Origin of the sequence: Paracoccus everestensis, assembly GCF_021491915.1 — a bacterium.
In the GTDB taxonomy this organism is placed as follows: domain Bacteria; phylum Pseudomonadota; class Alphaproteobacteria; order Rhodobacterales; family Rhodobacteraceae; genus Paracoccus; species Paracoccus everestensis.
On the sequence record NZ_CP090836.1, the window covers coordinates 1,242,032 to 1,258,757 of the forward strand.

14 protein-coding genes are annotated in these 16,726 nt (G+C 64.1%); 12 read left to right on the plus strand and 2 right to left on the minus strand.

Annotated features, from left to right (window positions below; genetic code table 11):
• Positions 1-69: 69 nt before the first annotated feature.
• The 10 genes from LZ585_RS06170 (at position 70) to ychF (ending at position 11,316) form a co-directional block, all read left to right on the plus strand.
• Positions 70-1,146: a microcin C ABC transporter permease YejB gene (locus tag LZ585_RS06170; protein ID WP_234855525.1), complete on the plus strand. Its 1,077-nt coding sequence runs from the start codon at positions 70-72 to the stop codon at positions 1,144-1,146.
• Positions 1,146-2,249 (plus strand): ABC transporter permease, encoded by a 1,104-nt coding sequence (locus tag LZ585_RS06175; protein ID WP_234855526.1) that lies wholly within the window; start codon positions 1,146-1,148, stop codon positions 2,247-2,249. Before LZ585_RS06170 ends, LZ585_RS06175 begins: the two co-directional genes overlap by 1 nt.
• Positions 2,246-3,844 (plus strand): ABC transporter ATP-binding protein, encoded by a 1,599-nt coding sequence (locus LZ585_RS06180; protein WP_234855527.1) that lies wholly within the window; start codon positions 2,246-2,248, stop codon positions 3,842-3,844. The genes LZ585_RS06175 and LZ585_RS06180 overlap by 4 nt, the downstream gene beginning before the upstream one ends.
• A complete protein-coding gene (locus LZ585_RS06185; protein ID WP_234855528.1) occupies positions 3,841-5,061 on the plus strand; it encodes a glycosyltransferase in 1,221 nt (406 codons plus the stop codon). Before LZ585_RS06180 ends, LZ585_RS06185 begins: the two co-directional genes overlap by 4 nt.
• 27 nt (positions 5,062-5,088) lie before the next feature.
• A complete protein-coding gene (gene cysS, locus LZ585_RS06190) occupies positions 5,089-6,501 on the plus strand; it encodes a cysteine--tRNA ligase (RefSeq protein ID WP_234855529.1) in 1,413 nt (470 codons plus the stop codon).
• Positions 6,498-7,268 (plus strand): squalene/phytoene synthase family protein, encoded by a 771-nt coding sequence (locus LZ585_RS06195; RefSeq protein ID WP_234855530.1) that lies wholly within the window; start codon positions 6,498-6,500, stop codon positions 7,266-7,268. Before cysS ends, LZ585_RS06195 begins: the two co-directional genes overlap by 4 nt.
• Positions 7,269-7,356: 88 nt before the next feature.
• A complete protein-coding gene (locus LZ585_RS06200; RefSeq protein ID WP_234855531.1) occupies positions 7,357-8,229 on the plus strand; it encodes an ABC transporter permease in 873 nt (290 codons plus the stop codon).
• Positions 8,226-9,038, plus strand: a complete 813-nt coding sequence (locus tag LZ585_RS06205; protein ID WP_234855532.1) for an ABC transporter permease — start codon at positions 8,226-8,228, stop codon at positions 9,036-9,038. Before LZ585_RS06200 ends, LZ585_RS06205 begins: the two co-directional genes overlap by 4 nt.
• Positions 9,035-10,156 carry an ABC transporter ATP-binding protein gene (locus LZ585_RS06210; RefSeq protein ID WP_234855533.1) on the plus strand — a complete coding sequence of 374 codons (1,122 nt, stop codon included), beginning with the start codon at positions 9,035-9,037 and terminating at the stop codon, positions 10,154-10,156. The genes LZ585_RS06205 and LZ585_RS06210 overlap by 4 nt, the downstream gene beginning before the upstream one ends.
• Before the next feature lie 62 nt (positions 10,157-10,218).
• Positions 10,219-11,316, plus strand: coding sequence for a redox-regulated ATPase YchF (gene ychF / locus LZ585_RS06215; RefSeq protein ID WP_234855534.1), 1,098 nt, complete (start codon positions 10,219-10,221; stop codon positions 11,314-11,316).
• A 6-nt stretch (positions 11,317-11,322) separates the two neighbouring features.
• Here the strand turns inward: ychF and LZ585_RS06220 are convergent, their stop codons facing one another.
• Positions 11,323-12,060, minus strand: a complete 738-nt coding sequence (locus tag LZ585_RS06220; protein WP_234855535.1) for a sigma factor — start codon at positions 12,058-12,060, stop codon at positions 11,323-11,325.
• 149 nt (positions 12,061-12,209) lie between these two features.
• Here LZ585_RS06220 and cobS point away from each other — a divergent pair, with 149 nt between their 5' ends.
• Positions 12,210-13,184 (plus strand): cobaltochelatase subunit CobS, encoded by a 975-nt coding sequence (gene cobS / locus LZ585_RS06225; protein ID WP_234855536.1) that lies wholly within the window; start codon positions 12,210-12,212, stop codon positions 13,182-13,184.
• Between the two features lie 33 nt (positions 13,185-13,217).
• On the opposite strand, the gene LZ585_RS06230 is transcribed toward cobS, so the two are convergent.
• Positions 13,218-14,276, minus strand: a complete 1,059-nt coding sequence (locus LZ585_RS06230) for an alkene reductase (RefSeq protein ID WP_234855537.1) — start codon at positions 14,274-14,276, stop codon at positions 13,218-13,220.
• Positions 14,277-14,412: 136 nt separating this feature from the next.
• Between LZ585_RS06230 and LZ585_RS06235 the strand changes: the two genes are divergently transcribed.
• Complete coding sequence (locus LZ585_RS06235) at positions 14,413-16,701, plus strand: Tex family protein (RefSeq protein WP_234855538.1); 2,289 nt, start codon at positions 14,413-14,415, stop codon at positions 16,699-16,701.
• Positions 16,702-16,726 lie beyond the last annotated feature (25 nt).

A 16,726-nucleotide genomic window follows, 5' to 3' on the forward strand; every position in this document is an offset into this window, starting at 1 on the left:
GTCCCGTCTGACAAGAGCGGGATAAAGGAAACGGGGCCGCCAAGGCCCGAAAGGGACGGGGTCTTTCCGATGGGCGCCTATATCTTGCGGCGGTTGCTGCTGATCATCCCGACGCTGATCGGGATCATGGTGGTAAACTTTACCCTGACGCAGTTCGTCCCGGGTGGTCCCATCGAACAGATCGCCGCGCAGGTGCAGGGGTCGGGCGACGCGTTCAGCAACATCTCGGGCGCGGGGGCGGGGGCCGATACCGGCGCGGTCGAGGGATACGAGGGCGCGCGGGGCCTGCCGCCCGAGTTCATCGCCCAGCTTGAAAAGGAATTCGGCTTCGACAAGCCGCCGTTGCAGCGGTTCCTGTCGATGATGGGAAACTACCTGACCTTTGATTTCGGGACCAGCTGGTTCCGGTCGATCAGCGTGATCGACCTGGTGGTCGAAAAGATGCCCGTGTCCATCACGCTGGGCCTGTGGTCGACGCTGCTGGCCTATCTGATCTCGATCCCGCTGGGGATCCGCAAGGCCACGCGGGACGGGACGCGGTTCGATACCTGGACATCCGCCGTGATCATCATGGCCTATGCGATCCCGGCCTTTCTGTTCGCGGTGCTGCTGATGGTGCTGTTCGCGGGCGGAAGCTATTGGCAGATCTTTCCGCTGCGGGGCTTGACCAGCGACAATTTCGCGGATCTGACGCTGTGGGGCAAGATCAAGGACTATGCCTGGCACGCCACGCTGCCGGTCGTGGCCTCGACCATTTCAAGCTTTGCCACGCTAACCCTTCTGACAAAGAACAGTTTTCTGGACGAGATCAACAAGCAATATGTGATGACCGCCCGCGCCAAGGGCCTGACCGAGGGCCGGGTGCTTTATGGCCATGTCTTCCGCAACGCGATGCTGATCGTGATCGCGGGTTTTCCGGCGATGTTCCTGGGTGTGTTCTTTGGGGCAAGCATCCTGATCGAGACGATCTTTTCGCTGGACGGCCTGGGCCGCCTGGGGTTCGAGGCGGCGGTGCAGCGCGACTATCCGGTGATCTTCGGCACGCTCTATGTCTTTGGCCTGATGAGCCTGGTGGTGGGGATCCTGTCGGACATGATGTATGTCTTTGTGGATCCACGCATCGACTTTGAATCGAGGGCCGGCTGATGGCCTTGTCGGAACTCAACCGCCGCCGCTGGCGCAGTTTTCGGCGCAACGGCAGGGCCTTCTGGTCGCTGGTGATCTTCAGCGTGTTATTCGTTCTGGCCATGTGCGCGGAAATCGTGGCCAATGACAAACCCATCGTCGCCAGCTACCGGGGCGATCTGTATTTCCCGGCCTACAACTTTTATCCCGAAACGGCCTTTGGCGGCGATTTCGGGACCGAGGCGATCTATAACGATCCCGCCGTCAAATGCCTGATCGTCACCGGCGGGCGGCAGGAATGCTGGGACACGCCGGAGGACCTGATCGCCGCCGTCGATGCAGGCACCAGCGACATCCCAAAGGACGAGCAGGGCTGGATGATCTGGCCGCCGATCCCGTTCCATTTCTCCACCATCAACAACGTGGGCAGCGCCCCAAGCGCCCCGGACGGCACGCATTGGCTGGGCACAGACGACACGGCGCGCGACGTGCTGGCCCGCGTGATCTATGGATTTCGCATTTCGATCCTGTTCACGCTGATCGTGACGGTGGTTGCATCCGTTGTGGGCATCGCGGCAGGCGCCATCCAGGGCTATTTCGGCGGACGCACGGACCTGGTGTTCCAGCGCGTGCTAGAGATCTGGGCATCGACCCCGTCGCTTTACGTCATCATCATCCTCTTCGCGATCCTGGGACGCAGCTTCTGGCTTTTGGTCTTCGTCACCATCCTGTTCGGCTGGCCGGCGCTTGTGGGCGTTGTCCGGGCGGAATTCCTGCGGGCGCGGAACTTCGAATATGTCCGCGCCGCCCGCGCATTGGGTGTGTCCGACCGCACCATCATGTTCCGCCACATCCTGCCCAATGCCATGGTCGCCACGCTGACCATGCTGCCTTTCGTCGTGACCGGCACGATCAGCGGTCTGGCGGCCCTGGATTACCTGGGCTACGGCCTGCCTGCATCCGCGCCGTCGCTGGGTGAACTTGCCTTGCAGGCCAAGCAGAATCTGCAGGCGCCTTGGCTGGCCTTCACGGCCTTCTTCACCTTTGCCATCATGCTGTCGCTTCTGGTCTTCATCTTCGAAGGCGTGCGCGATGCCTTTGATCCCCGAAAGACCTTCAAATGACCGAAGCCGTCCTGTCGGTCCAAGACCTGCGCATCAGCTTTCGCCAGGAAGGCCGCATCGTGCCCGCCGTCAAGGGTGTCAGCTTTCACATCGGCAAGGGCGAGACGGTGGCCCTGGTGGGCGAATCCGGGTCGGGGAAATCGGTGACTGCGCTGTCCACGGTGCGCCTGCTGGGCGACTCTTCCGTGGTCGAGGGATCGGTGAAATACGCGGGCCGCGAAATGGTCGATGCCCCGGAAAAGGTGCTGCGCGACATTCGCGGCGACGACATCAGCTTCATCTTTCAAGAACCGATGACCTCGCTGAACCCGCTGCATACGCTTGAAAAGCAGCTTGGCGAAAGCCTTGCGCTGCACCAGGGGCTGACCGGCGCGCGGGCGCGGGCGCGCATCGTGGAACTGCTGACCCGCGTGGGCATCCGAGATCCCGAAAGCCGCTTGGCGGACTATCCCCACCAGCTTTCCGGCGGGCAGCGGCAGCGGGTGATGATCGCCATGGCGCTGGCCAACGGCCCCGAACTGCTGATCGCGGACGAACCGACGACCGCGCTTGACGTGACGATCCAGGCCCAGATCCTGGATCTGCTGGCGGAACTGAAGGCGGACGAGGGGCTGTCGATGCTGTTCATCAGCCATGACCTTGGCATCGTGCGCCGCATCGCCGACCGCGTCTACGTGATGAAGGACGGAGAGATCGTCGAGCAAGGCCCGGTCGAGGCGATCTTTGCCAACCCACAGCACGACTATACCCGCAAGCTGCTGGCCGCAGAACCCACCGGCACCGCCGACCCGGTTCCCGACAGCGCGGAAACGATGGTCGAGACGCGCGATCTCAAGGTCTGGTTTCCGATCCAGCGGGGGCTGCTGCGCAAGACGGTCGGCCATGTGAAGGCCGTGAACGGCGCCACCCTGACCGTGCGCGCGGGCGAGACGCTGGGCATCGTCGGCGAATCCGGGTCCGGCAAGACCACGCTGGCCCTGGCGATCATGCGGCTGATCGCCAGCAACGGGCCGATCCTGTTCATAGGCCAGGATATCGCCCGCTGGCAGTCGCGCCAGTTGCGCCGCTTGCGCCGGGATATGCAGATCGTGTTCCAGGATCCCTTTGGCAGCCTGTCCCCCCGCATGACCGTCGAACAGATCATTGCCGAGGGCCTGAGCGTCCACGGCGTCGAAAAGGGCCGCGACCGCCGCCAGATGGTTGCCGAGATCATGGCCGAGGTCGGGCTGAACCCCGACACCATGCACCGCTATCCCCACGAATTTTCAGGCGGGCAGCGCCAGCGCATCGCCATCGCCCGCGCGATGATCCTGCGCCCCAAGGTGGTGGTGCTGGACGAACCGACATCGGCCCTGGACATGACGGTGCAGGTGCAGATCGTCGGGCTTTTGCGCGGCTTGCAGCAGAAATACGGGCTGGCCTTCCTGTTCATCAGCCACGATCTGCGCGTCGTCCGCGCCATGTCGCACAAGATCATGGTCATGCGCGCGGGCGAGGTGGTGGAACAGGGGGCCTCTGCCGACATCTTCGACGCTCCGCAGCACGATTACACCCGCGCCTTGCTGGCTGCGGCGTTCCGCGACCATCACCGATGAAGATCCTGTTCATCCACCAGAATTTCCCCGGCCAGTTCCCGCATCTGGCCCTGGCCCTGGCAGGGCGCGGCCATCAGGTGCTGGCCCTGACGGATGAGAAGAACCAGCGGCCCAGTCCGGTCACGACCCTACGTTACAAGACGCCCGACCCGGTGGCGGTGAATGGGCTGGGACGCAGCTATGCCGGTCACGCCGAACGCGGCTATCTGGCCGCACGGGGCGCGCGGGCGCTGCGCGACCGGCACGGCTTTACCCCAGACGTGATTATCGGCCACTCCGGCTGGGGCGAGACGCTGTTCCTGCGCGAAATCTGGCCCGACGCAAAGCTGCTGGCCTATGCCGAGCTTCTGTATCGCACGCGCGGCCACGACGTGGGCTTCGATCCCGAACTGCAACAAGACAGCGACGAGGCGCGGATCCTGGCCATTGCCCGCTCTGCCCATCTGATCCAGGGGATCGTGCAAGCCGACGCGGCCATCGCGCCCACCCGGTATCAGGCCGACAGCTTTCCCCCGGAATTGCGCGCCAAGATCACCGTGATCCATGACGGCATCGACACGGTCCGCGTCTGCCCGGATCCGCAGGCCAGCCTGGCCCTGCCGGGCGGCCAGGCGCTGCACGCAGGGGACGAGGTTCTGTCCTATGTCAGCCGGTCGCTGGAGCCTTATCGCGGGTTCCACATCTTCCTGCGCGCGCTGCCCGATGTCCTGGCCGCCCGACCGCAGGCGCAGGTCGTGATCGTCGGGGCCGAGGGGGTCAGCTATGGCAACGCCCCCAAGGACGGCGGCACCTGGAAGGCGCGGATGCTGGCGGAACTGGGCGACCGGCTGGATTTGTCGCGCATCCATTTCCTGGGGCGCGTGGCCTATGACGACTATCTGTCGCTGATCCAGGTGGCGCGTGTGCATTGCTATCTGACCTATCCCTTCGTCCTGTCCTGGTCCTTGACCGAGGCAATGGCTGCAGGCGGCTATGTCGTCGCGTCCGATACCGAACCCGTCCGCGAATTGATCCGTGACGGTGAAAACGGGCGGTTGGTGCCCTTCTTCGATGTGCCCGCCCTGTCCGCCGCGCTGATCGCGGGGCTTGCTGGCGATCCTGACGCGGACCGGCTGCGCCAAGCGGCGCGGCAGACCATCACCGAAGGCTATGACCTGCACCGTCACAGCCTGCCGCGCCAGATCGAATGGGTGGAAAGCTTTGCCCCGATGGTCTAAGCCTCGCCCATCAACACGAGGCGCATCATGGTCGACATCCGGCTGACGAACACCCGCACCCGCAGGAAAGAGGCGTTCACGCCGATCGATCCGCAGAACGTGCGCCTGTATCTGTGCGGGCCGACCGTCTATGACCGGGCGCATCTGGGCAATGCCCGTCCCGTGCTGGTCTTCGACGTCCTGGTGCGTCTGCTGCGTCATGTTTATGGTGCAGACAGCGTGACTTATGTGCGGAACTTCACGGATGTTGACGACAAGATCAACGCCCGCGCCGCAGCCACCGGCCGCGACATCCGCGAGATCACCGAGGAAACGGTAGGCTGGTATCACGACGACATGGATGCCCTGGGCACCGCCCGTCCTGACCACGAACCGCGCGCGACCGAATACATCGTGCAGATGATCGCGATGATCGAAACGCTGATCGCGCGCGGCAACGCCTACGAGGCCGAGGGCCATGTCCTGTTCGACGTGCGATCCTTCCCCGATTACGGCCGCCTGTCGGGCCGGTCGGTCGATGATATGATCGCCGGTGCCCGGGTCGAGGTCGCGCCCTTCAAGCGCGATCCCATGGATTTCGTGCTGTGGAAGCCCTCCGGGGCCGACCAGCCCGGCTGGGACAGCCCCTGGGGCCGTGGCCGCCCCGGCTGGCACATCGAATGTTCAGCCATGTCGGCGGCATTGCTGGGACCATCCTTCGACATCCACGGGGGAGGCATAGACCTGCAGTTCCCGCATCACGAAAACGAGGTCGCCCAAAGCTGCTGCGCCCATCCAGGCACGGGTTTCGCCAATGTCTGGCTGCATAACGAGATGCTGCAGGTCGAGGGCAAGAAGATGTCCAAGTCCCTGGGCAACTTCTTCACTGTGCGGGACTTGCTGGAAAAGGGCGTGCCCGGCGAGGTGATCCGCTTCGTGATGCTGTCCACCCATTATCGCAAGCCGATGGATTGGACCGAGGCGAAAGAGCGCAATGCGCGCCAAGTTCTATCGACCTGGTACTATCAAATTGATGGCATCAAAGCAGGTGCGTTGCCAGACGGGTTGGTGGATGCCTTGGCGAATGATCTGAATACCAGTGCTGCCCATACAGTCCTCAAAGATGCTGCCAAATCGGGGCGTGCCGCTGAACTTCGTGCAGGCTTGATGTTAATGGGTTACTTGCGCCCCGACGGAGGCCTCTCGAGGTGGGCTGCTGCCGAGGTCGACAAGCAAAAGCACTTTGCGGAGGAGGTCTACCCTCTTTTTGATCTTAAGCGACTGGCTTGGAACCTACAGACTGCCAGAGAAAAAGCCGCGATCTCAAAAGACTATTCTGAAGTAGATCGTCTCAAGAATGCGTTGGCTGCCGCGGGAGTCGAGGTGCGTATGTCGAAGACCAAGGTCGATCTTGTTCCTGGTCGTGACTTTGACCCGCAGAGGCTAGGCCAACTCGCATGACCCTTGAAGCCTGCACCGAACTGGTCCGGACCCAGGATCCCGACCGCTTCGGTGCAACCTTGGTCGCCTGGCCGGAAGATCGTCCTGCACTGATAACGCTCTACGCCCTGAACCTCGAAATAGCCCGCGCGCCCTTTCAGTCCGCTGAACCCCTGCTGGCCGAGATGCGGCTGCAATGGTGGATCGACCGTCTGGCCGAGATGGGGACCGGAAAGACGGCGCCTCTGCATGACATCCTGACGCCGCTATGGGACGCTTGGGGGGATAGGGCCGGTCTGCTGGCCCCTTTGGGGGAAGCCCGCCGCCGGGACTGTTTTCGCGAACCGTTCGGTGGACCCGACGACGTGGTGGAATATGTCGCGGAAACCAGCGGGCGGCTGATGGTTCAGGCTGCGGCGCGGTTGGGCGCGGATGACCAAGGCCAGGCGGTCGCAGCCGATCAGGGCCTGGGAGCGGGGCTGGCGGCATGGCTGCGGGCCTTGCCGCATCTTCAGCCGATGGGCCTTGGCCTGGCACGCGGCGACCTAGGCGACACCGTTCATCTGGCAAAACTTGCCGGCGATGCCCTGGACCGCGCGGCACGGTCTCGCAGGCTGCTGCCGAAACAAGCGGCAGCGGCGCTTTACCCCGGGCCGGGCGTGCGCGGTCTGTTGAAGGATATCCGTGCAGGACGTGTCAACGTTGTCGAGCAAGCTGTTGAAGTAACGCCTTTTCAGCGCAGGGCATCCTTGGCGCATCTGGCGTTGACGGGACGGTGGTGGCGGTAAGGCGGTGACCTTGTCGCGTCCATAAACCCTCTTTTCATGCTTTGGCTGATATGAAAGGAATTGGGCGAACAGGCGGGGCGAAAAACGGATGGCCAAGGGCGGACTGGATGCACAGGCAAGGCAGGGCTATGCCCTGATCGCGCCGCCATTCCTGTATGCCTTGCTGGTGTTGGCCGCGCCCTTGCTGACCATCCTGACCTACAGCTTCCTGACCGACGGATATCTGGAGGTCGTGCGCGACTTCACGATGGCCAACTATGTCCAGGTCTGGACCGATCCCATCGTGCGCACGATCATGATGCGGTCGCTGATGGTGTCGGCCTTGGTGACGCTGGTCACGGTTCTGCTGGCCTTTCCGGTGGCCTATTACGTCAGCTTCATGGTGCGTCCGGAAAAGAAATCCCTGTGGCTGTTCCTGATCACCATCCCGTTCTGGACCAGCTATCTGATCCGGGTGTTCCTGTGGAAGGTGATCCTGGGATATAACGGCGTCATAAACTCCAGCCTGACGGGGCTTGGCATCATCGACGAGCCGCTAACCTTCATCCTGTACAACGTGAATTCCATCGTCATCACGCTGGCCCATGCCTATGCGCCCTTTGCCATCCTGCCGATCTTCGTGGCCCTGGAAAAGATCGACCGGTCCTTGCTGGAATCCGGGCGCGACCTGGGCGAAAGCCGGGCGATGACCTTCTGGCGTGTCACATTGCCGCTGGCGATGCCGGGGGTGCTGGCGGCGGTGCTGATCGTCTTCATCCCGACCATCGGCGACTACGTCACGCCCGAACTGATCGGCGGCGGCAAGATCCCGATGATCGCCAACCTGATCCAGGTGCAGATGCTGGCGCTGGACAACCGCCCGCTGGGATCTGCTCTGGCGGTGACCGCCATGGCCATTGTTGCGCTTGTCAGCATCGTCTTTCTGCTGATCAACCGCCGCTTCCTCAAGGTGCGCTCGTGAAGGGGCAGGGGCGCGGCTTGCAGGTCTATGCGGTGTTCTATCTGCTGTTCCTTTATGCGCCGATCATCCTGCTGCCGTTGTTCGCCTTCAACTCCGGCACGATCATCGCCTTTCCCCTGCAAGGCTTCACGACCGACTGGTTTTCGCAGATGTGGGCCAACGCCACGCTGCGCACCGCGCTGACCAATTCGCTGATCATCGCGGTCAGCGCGGCGATCCTGGCGACCTGCCTTGGCATCTTTGCCGCCCGCGCCTCCACCCTGTTCGAGTTTCCGGGCAAGGGCGGGATGATGGGCTTCATCCTGCTGCCGATGGTTCTGCCGGAAATCATCGTGGCCATGTCGCTGCTGGTCGTGCTGCTGGGCGCAGGGGTGCAGCTGTCGATCCTGACGGTGATCGTCGGCCACGTCCTGATCTGCATGCCCTATGCCATTGCCATCCTGTCCACGGCATTCTCCAGCCTCGACAAATCGCTGGAGGAAGCGGCCTATGACCTGGGCGAGACGCGGTGGAGCGCGTTCCGCCTGGTCACCTTGCCGCTGGTCATGCCGGGGATCATCAGTTCTCTGCTGATTTCCTTTACCATCAGCCTGGACGAATTCATCATCGCCTTCTTCCTGGCGGGCAACCAGCCGACGCTGCCCACCTATATCTTCAGCCAGCTTCGCTTTCCCAAGCAGATCCCGATGATCATGGCGCTTGGAACGGTGCTGGTGGCGCTGTCCATCGTGCTGCTGGCGCTTGGCGAATACTTCCGCCGCCGCGGCAATGCCCGCATGGGCGGCAATCCGACCGGAGGGTTCCTGTGACCGACGACCGCAAGCCGATGATCGAATGTCGCGGCGTCCACAAGCATTACGGCGATTACCACGCGCTGCGGGGCATCGACCTGACCATCCGTGCCGGAGAGTTCTTTTCGCTACTGGGACCGTCCGGCTGTGGCAAGACCACGCTGCTGCGCACCATCGCGGGGTTCGAGGACATCTCGGAAGGCGCCATCCTGATCGACGAAAAGCATATGGAGGAGGTGCCCGCGAACAAGCGGCCCACCAACATGGTCTTCCAGTCCTATGCGATTTTCCCGCATCTGACAGTGGCGCAGAACGTGGCCTTTGGCCTGCGCCGCGATCCGCGCGGCAAGGCGGAAAAGGCGGCCCTGGTCGAGGAAGCCTTGGCGATGGTCGGCCTGCGCGGCTTTGGCAACCGCGCAGCGCACGCGCTGTCGGGCGGTCAGCGCCAGCGGGTGGCCCTTGCCCGCGCGCTGATCCTCAAGCCCAAGGTGCTGCTGCTGGATGAACCGCTGTCCGCGCTGGATCGCAAGATGCGCGAACAGATGCAGGTGGAACTGATCAAGCTGCAGCGCCAGGTGGGCATTACCTTCGTGCTGGTGACGCATGACCAGGAGGAAGCCTTGGTCATGTCCGACCGCATCGCCGTCATGTTCGAGGGCGAGATTGCCCAGCTTGACGGCCCCGAGGCGCTGTATGCCCGCCCCGCCACCCGCCGGGTCGCCGATTTCATCGGCGTGATGAACTTTCTGCCCGCGCGGATCCTGGGCGAACAGGCGGGCGTCGCCACGGTCGAGGTTCCGGGCCTTGGCACCGTGGACCTGCCCGAACGCCAGATCAGCCGCGCCAATCCCGACGACGATGGCCCGACCATCGGTTTCCGGCCGGAAACCATGACGCTTGTCGGCCCGACCCAAACCCATACGCAGCCGCGCGAAACGAGCGCCTCCATCGACGAGGTCGTCTATTACGGCGACATGACCTATTACGACCTGCGGCTGGACGGCGCGGCAGGGATGGACGGAAAGGCGCGGCCCGTGCGGATCTCCATGCGCAACGTCTTTGGCCGCGACGTGCAGGAGGTCGGGACACGGACGCGCCTGGCTTGGTCGCCGGGATCCCTGGTCCTGTTCCGCTGATGCTTGCAGAAGTGCGGCCGCTTGCCTAGAACGCGCCCTGACTTGGCTGAAAGGGGCGCGTCATGGGTTTTCGCATGGGTATTGTCGGCTTGCCGAACGTGGGCAAATCGACCTTGTTCAACGCGCTGACGAAAACTGCTGCCGCGCAGGCCGCAAACTTTCCCTTTTGCACCATCGAACCGAACGTCGGCGATGTGGCCGTTCCCGATCCCCGGCTTGACACGCTGGCCGGGATCGCGGGCAGCAAGCAGATCATCCCGACCCGCATCACCTTTGTGGACATCGCGGGTCTGGTAAAGGGCGCCAGCAAGGGCGAGGGGTTGGGCAACCAGTTCCTTGCCAATATCCGCGAGGTCGATGCCATCGCCCATGTCCTGCGCTGCTTCGAGGATGGGGATGTCACCCATGTCGAAGGCCGCGTCGATCCGATCGCCGATGCGGAAACCATCGAGACCGAGCTGATGATCGCCGATCTGGAATCGGTTGAACGCCGGCTGGCCAACATCGCCCGCAAGCTGAAAGGCGGCGACAAGGACGCCGTGGCCCAGGAAAAGCTGCTGAAGGCTGCGCAGGCCGCGCTTGGATCCGGCAAGCCCGCCCGCACCGTCCAAGTGGCCGAGGATGAGCGGAAGGCCTGGGATATGCTGCAACTGCTGACCGCCAAGCCCGTCTTGTTCGTCTGCAATGTCGAGGAGGACAAGGCCGCCACTGGCAACGCCCAGTCCGACCGCGTCGCCAAGATGGCCGCCGAACAGGGCGCGGGCCATGTCGTGATTTCCGCCCGGATCGAGGAGGAGATCAGCCAGCTTCCTGCCGAGGAGGCGACGATGTTCCTTGAAGAAATGGGCCTGCACGAGGCGGGCTTGGACCGCCTGATCCGCGAAGGCTACAAGCTGCTGGGCCTGGACACCTATTTCACTGTCGGTCCCAAGGAAGCCCGCGCCTGGACCATCCACAAGGGAACGCTGGCCCCGCAGGCCGCGGGCGTGATCCACGGCGATTTCGAACGCGGCTTCATCCGCGCCGAAACCATCGCCTATGACGATTACGTCGCCTACAAGGGCGAGGCTGGCGCGCGAGAGGCGGGCAAGTTCCGGGTGGAAGGCAAGACCTATCCCGTCAAGGACGGCGACGTGCTGCATTTCTTGTTCAACGCCTGACGCCTTTCAGCGCGCCCAGAAATACCACGCCGCCGCTGCCGCCAGCAGAACCACGACGATCCCCAAGGGGCCGCGCCACCACGGCCTGCGCTCCAGCGGATCGACCGACAGCGGTGCCGCCCCATGGCCCAGGTTTTCGCGGATCCGCTGCCGCGCGCGGGCCGGGGCCATCACCGGCGTCAGGTCGTCGGCAAAGCGCGCCAGCCGTTCCTGCCATTCCGCGACCTGCGCCCGGTCCGGAGATGCAGGCTGGGTGACCTGGATCCCAAGCGCCCGTTCGGCGGCGGCAAGGCTGTCCCCGTCATCCGCGGCATGGCCGGCCAGCCGTTCCAACCCTTCGTGCAGAGCATGGCGGGCTTCGTCGACGGGAATGCCCTGGCGGGCCGCAAGCCGGGGATAATCCAGCCCTTCCAGGTAAGCGATGCGCACCAGCCCCTGGGCCGTGCCGTCCCCACGGTTCCCCGCAGCGACCGAGGAGGGCAGGGGGCGTTCGCGCCGGTGGTCCATGGCCCGGTCGCGCGCCTGCGTCGAAAGCCATGCCTTCGGCGACAAGCCGCTGTCGCCGAACTGCTTTGCGTCATGCCAGATGCGGACATAGACCTGTTCCAGTGCCTCCTCGGCCTCGCGCCTGTCCTTGAGGATCGATAGGCACAATGCGTTCAAGCCTGCCGATGTGATTTCGTAAAGCATATCAAAGGCGCGGCGGTCGCCCTTGGCGACACGGGTGACCAGATCCTCCAGCATCGTTTGATTAGTATTCTGCAAGGGGCGGCGATCCTCTTGTGGTTGCGGGCCAACTTAGCAGGCCGGGGCGCCCCGTCAACGCAACCCCGTCTTGCACGCGGCGGACTTATGCGCGATCAAGGCCTGCGATACGAGGAAAGGGCCATGCGATGCTGGACATGAATGCCAAACCGACTGAGGAAATCGACCTGCGCGAGGTGTTCGGTCTGGACAGCGACATGAAGGTCAAGGGCTTTGCCGAACGGTCGGACCGCGTGCCGGAAATCGACAGCACCTACAAGTTCGACCCCGACACCACGATGGCGATTCTGGCGGGATTCGCTTATAACCGCCGGGTGATGATCCAGGGTTATCACGGCACCGGGAAATCGACGCATATCGAACAGGTGGCGGCCCGGCTGAACTGGCCCTGCGTGCGGGTCAACCTGGACAGCCATGTCAGCCGCATCGACCTGATCGGCAAGGACGCGATCAAGCTGGTCGAGGGCAAGCAGGTCACGGTGTTCCACGAAGGCATCCTGCCCTGGGCGCTGCGCAACCCGACCGCCATCGTCTTCGACGAATATGACGCGGGCCGGGCGGATGTGATGTTCGTGATCCAGCGGGTTCTGGAAACGGACGGCAAGCTGACCCTTCTGGACCAGAACGAGGTGATCACGCCCAACCCTTATTTCCGGCTGTTCGCCACCGCCAACACGGTGGGCCTGGGCGACACGACGGGCCTTTATCACGGCACGCAGCAGATCAACCAGGGCCAGATGGACCGCTGGTCGCTGGTCTCCACCCTGAACTATCTGTCCCATGACGCCGAGGCCGCGATCGTGCTGGCCAAGAACCCAACCTACAACACCGAAAAGGGCCGCAAGTGCATCGGCCAGATGGTGACGCTGGCGGACCTGACGCGCACGGCCTTCATGCAGGGCGACCTGTCCACCGTCATGTCGCCGCGCACGGTCATCACTTGGGCGCAGAACGCGCGCATCTTCGGCAACAACGTGGGCTATGCCTTCCGGCTGACCTTCCTGAACAAGTGCGACGAGCTGGAACGCCAGACGGTGGCCGAATTCTATCAGCGCCTGTTTGACGAGGAATTGCCGGAAAGTGCGGCCGCAAAGGCCAAGTGACGGGGCGGGCCGTTCTGGCCCGCCGCCGGTTGATCAGACTTCTTCCGCCACCGGATAGTCGACATAGCCTTTGGGTCCGCTGCCATAGAAGGTGGCGGGATCCTGCTGGTTCAGGCCCAGATCCTTGCGGAAGCGGCGGGGCAGGTCCGGGGTGGCGATGAAATCCTTGCCAAAGGCCACCGCGTCGGCGCGTCCCGTGGCGATCAGGTCGGCTGCGCTGTCGCGGGTCAGGTTTTCATTGGCAATGACCACGCCGCCGAAAGCCGCCTTGATGTCGTCCAGCAGGCTGTCGGGGCCGAGGTATTCGCGCAGGCACAGGAAGGCCAGGCCGCGGTCGCGCATCCGGCGCGCCACATGGGTGAACAGCGCGCGGGCATCGCTGTCGCCCATGTCGTGACCATCGCCGCGCGGCGCCAGGTGCAGGCCCACGCGATCCGCGCCCCAGACGCCGGTCACGGCATCGGTGATCTCCTCCAGGAAACGCACGCGGTTCTCGATCGGTCCGCCATACCGGTCGGTGCGTCGGTTGCTGCGGTCTTGCAGGAACTGGTCGATCAGATAACCGTTGGCGCCGTGGATTTCGACCCCGTTAAAACCCGCGCGCTTGGCGTTTTCGGCCCCTTGTCGATAGGCTTCGACAATGCCCGCGATCTCGTCGGTTTCAAGGGCGCGGGGCGTTTCGTATTCCTTTTTCGGCCGGACAAGGCTGACAGTGCCCGCAGGCTTGATGGCGCTTGGGGCGACCGGCAGTTCTCCATCCAGGAACAGCGGGTCGGAAATGCGCCCGACGTGCCACAGTTGCAGAAAGATCAGCCCGCCTGCGTCGTGGACGGCCTTGGTGACCAGTTTCCAGCCTTCGACCTGCGCGTCGTTCCAGATGCCCGGCGTGTCGGCATAGCCCACGCCCATCGGGGTCACGCTGGTGGCTTCGGACAAGATCAGCCCGGCACTGGCACGCTGCGCGTAATATTCCGCCATCATGGCGTTCGGAATTCGGTCGGCACCGGCGCGGGCACGGGTCAGCGGCGCCATGACGATGCGGTTTCCAAGGGTCAGGGATCCAATGGAAAGGGGGTCGAAAAGGGTGGGCATGAAAACGTCCTTTCAATTCTTGCGTTCTGTGCAACTGTGTATCGGCCGGATTGGTGTCAACCTGCCGCCGGCGCATGACAGCCTTGGCCTGCGCGCTCTGGACGGTTAGAACCACCTTCCGTTTCCGGAGGATCCCATGGACACAGCCGCCCGCATCGCCCGCCTTATCGCGACCGAGATCAATGCCACCCCCGCCCAGGTCACGGCCGCCGCCGACCTGCTGGACGGCGGGGCGACGGTGCCCTTTGTCGCGCGATACCGGAAAGAAGCGACAGGGGGCCTAGACGACACGCAGCTTCGCACGTTGTCGGACCGCCTGGCCTATCTGCGGGACATGGAGGCGCGGCGGGCGGCGATCCTCAAGTCCATCAAGGATCAGGGCAAGCTGACCGACGACCTGGCCCGTGCCGTCGCGGGGGCGGAAACGAAATCCGCCCTGGAGGATATCTATCTGCCCTTCAAGCCCAAGCGGCGCACCAAGGCCATGATCGCGCGGGAAAACGGGCTGGAGCCGCTGCTGCGCGCGATCCAGGACAACCGGGCCGCCGATCCCGCGACATTGGCCACGGGCTATGTCACCGATGCCGTCGCCGATGCAAAGGCCGCTTTGGACGGCGCGCGCGACATCCTGGTCGAGGAACTGTCGGAAAACGCCACGTTGCTGGGCCGCTTGCGCGACTTCATGCGGGCCGAGGCTTTCATGGCCGCCAAGGTGATTGCAGGCAAGGAACAGGCGGGTGCCAAGTTCAGCGACTATTTCGACCATCGGGAAAAATGGTCGGCCATCCCGTCGCATCGCGCGCTTGCGATCCTGCGCGCCGCGAAAGAGGAAATCGTGACCATCGACATCTCGCCCGATCCCGATACCGGCGCCGCGCGGGCCGAGGGGATCGTGGCGCAGGCGCTTGGCCCCTTGGGCGGCGGCCCCGGCGATCTGTGGCTGCGGCAGGTGGCAGGCTGGACCTGGCGGGTGCGGTTGTCGAACACGATGTATATCGACCTGATGTCCGATCTGCGCAAACGCGCCCATGACGAGGCGATCCGCGTCTTCGGCCGCAACCTGAAAGACCTGCTGCTGGCCGCCCCCGCAGGCGCGCGCGTGACGCTGGGCATCGACCCCGGCATCCGCACCGGCTGCAAGATCGCCGTGGTGGACGCCACCGGCAAGCTGCTGGACACGGCGACGATCTATCCCTTTCAGCCCAAGAACGACCTGCGCGGGTCCGAGGCCGCGTTGCTGGCATTGATCGCGAAACATGGTGCCGACCTGATCGCCATCGGCAACGGCACCGCCAGCCGGGAAACCGAACGGCTGGTGGCAGAGGTGCTGAAGCGCCTGCCCAAGGGCGCCAAGGTGCCGACCAAGGTCGTGGTCAGCGAGGCCGGCGCATCCGTCTATTCGGCCTCCGAATTGGCTGCGAGGGAGTTTCCGGGCCTTGACGTGTCCCTGCGCGGTGCGGTGTCCATCGCCCGGCGTTTGCAGGATCCGCTGGCCGAACTGGTCAAGGTGCCGCCCGAATCCATCGGCGTGGGGCAATACCAGCACGACGTGGACCAGCGGCAGCTTGCGAAAACACTGGAAGCCGTAGTCGAGGATGCGGTGAACGCCGTGGGCGTGGACCTGAACATGGCATCCGCGCCGCTGCTGGCCCATGTCGCGGGGCTGGGACCGTCGCTGGCGCAGAACATCGTGGCCTGGCGTGATGAAAACGGCCCCTTTCCCTCGCGTGCGGCGCTGAAGAAAGTCGCGGGCCTTGGTCCGCGCGCCTTCGAACAATGCGCGGGATTCCTGCGCATCCCCGGCGGCAAGGAACCCCTGGACGCATCCGCCGTCCACCCCGAGGCTTACGGCGTCGCGCGCAAGATCGTCGCCGCCTGCGGGCGGGACATCCGCGCGATCATGGGCGACGGGGCGGCGTTGAAGAGCCTGCGGGCCGAACAGTTCGTGGATGACCATTTCGGCCTGCCCACGGTCCGCGACATCCTGGCCGAACTGGAAAAGCCCGGCCGCGACCCGCGCCCCGGTTTCGTCACCGCCAGCTTTGCCGAAGGGGTCGAGGATATCACCGACCTGAAGCCGGGCATGACCCTGGAAGGAACGGTGACCAACGTCGCGGCCTTTGGCGCATTCGTCGATATCGGCGTGCATCAGGACGGGTTGGTCCATGTCAGCCAGCCTGCCGACCGCTTCGTCAAGGATCCGACCGAGGTGGTCAAGGTGGGCGACGTGGTGCGCGTCCGCGTGACCGAGGTGGACGTGCCCCGCAAGCGCATCGGCTTGACCATGCGGTCCGATGCCGAAGCTGCAAGGCCAGTGGCGAAACCGCAGCACAAGGCCGGGCCGCGATCTGCAAGCACTGCCCCGAAATCGGGCGGACAGGGCGGTTTCGGAGCAGCCCTGGCCGAGGCGATGCGGCGCAAATAGGGAACTTCTGGCCGCAATGGATCAG

Excerpts from the sequence above, each read along its gene's own strand:
- LZ585_RS06170 (WP_234855525.1), top strand. The coding sequence starts at position 70 with ATGGGCGCCTATATCTTGCGGCGGTTGCTGCTGATCATCCCGACGCTG.
- LZ585_RS06235 (WP_234855538.1), top strand. The coding sequence starts at position 14,413 with ATGGACACAGCCGCCCGCATCGCCCGCCTTATCGCGACCGAGATCAAT.
- cobS (WP_234855536.1), top strand. The coding sequence starts at position 12,210 with ATGCTGGACATGAATGCCAAACCGACTGAGGAAATCGACCTGCGCGAG.
- LZ585_RS06220 (WP_234855535.1), bottom strand. The coding sequence starts at position 12,060 with ATGCTGGAGGATCTGGTCACCCGTGTCGCCAAGGGCGACCGCCGCGCC.
- LZ585_RS06200 (WP_234855531.1), top strand. The coding sequence starts at position 7,357 with ATGGCCAAGGGCGGACTGGATGCACAGGCAAGGCAGGGCTATGCCCTG.
- cysS (WP_234855529.1), top strand. The coding sequence starts at position 5,089 with ATGGTCGACATCCGGCTGACGAACACCCGCACCCGCAGGAAAGAGGCG.
- LZ585_RS06185 (WP_234855528.1), top strand. The coding sequence starts at position 3,841 with ATGAAGATCCTGTTCATCCACCAGAATTTCCCCGGCCAGTTCCCGCAT.
- LZ585_RS06175 (WP_234855526.1), top strand. The coding sequence starts at position 1,146 with ATGGCCTTGTCGGAACTCAACCGCCGCCGCTGGCGCAGTTTTCGGCGC.
- ychF (WP_234855534.1), top strand. The coding sequence starts at position 10,219 with ATGGGTTTTCGCATGGGTATTGTCGGCTTGCCGAACGTGGGCAAATCG.
- LZ585_RS06230 (WP_234855537.1), bottom strand. The coding sequence starts at position 14,276 with ATGCCCACCCTTTTCGACCCCCTTTCCATTGGATCCCTGACCCTTGGA.
- LZ585_RS06195 (WP_234855530.1), top strand. The coding sequence starts at position 6,498 with ATGACCCTTGAAGCCTGCACCGAACTGGTCCGGACCCAGGATCCCGAC.
- LZ585_RS06180 (WP_234855527.1), top strand. The coding sequence starts at position 2,246 with ATGACCGAAGCCGTCCTGTCGGTCCAAGACCTGCGCATCAGCTTTCGC.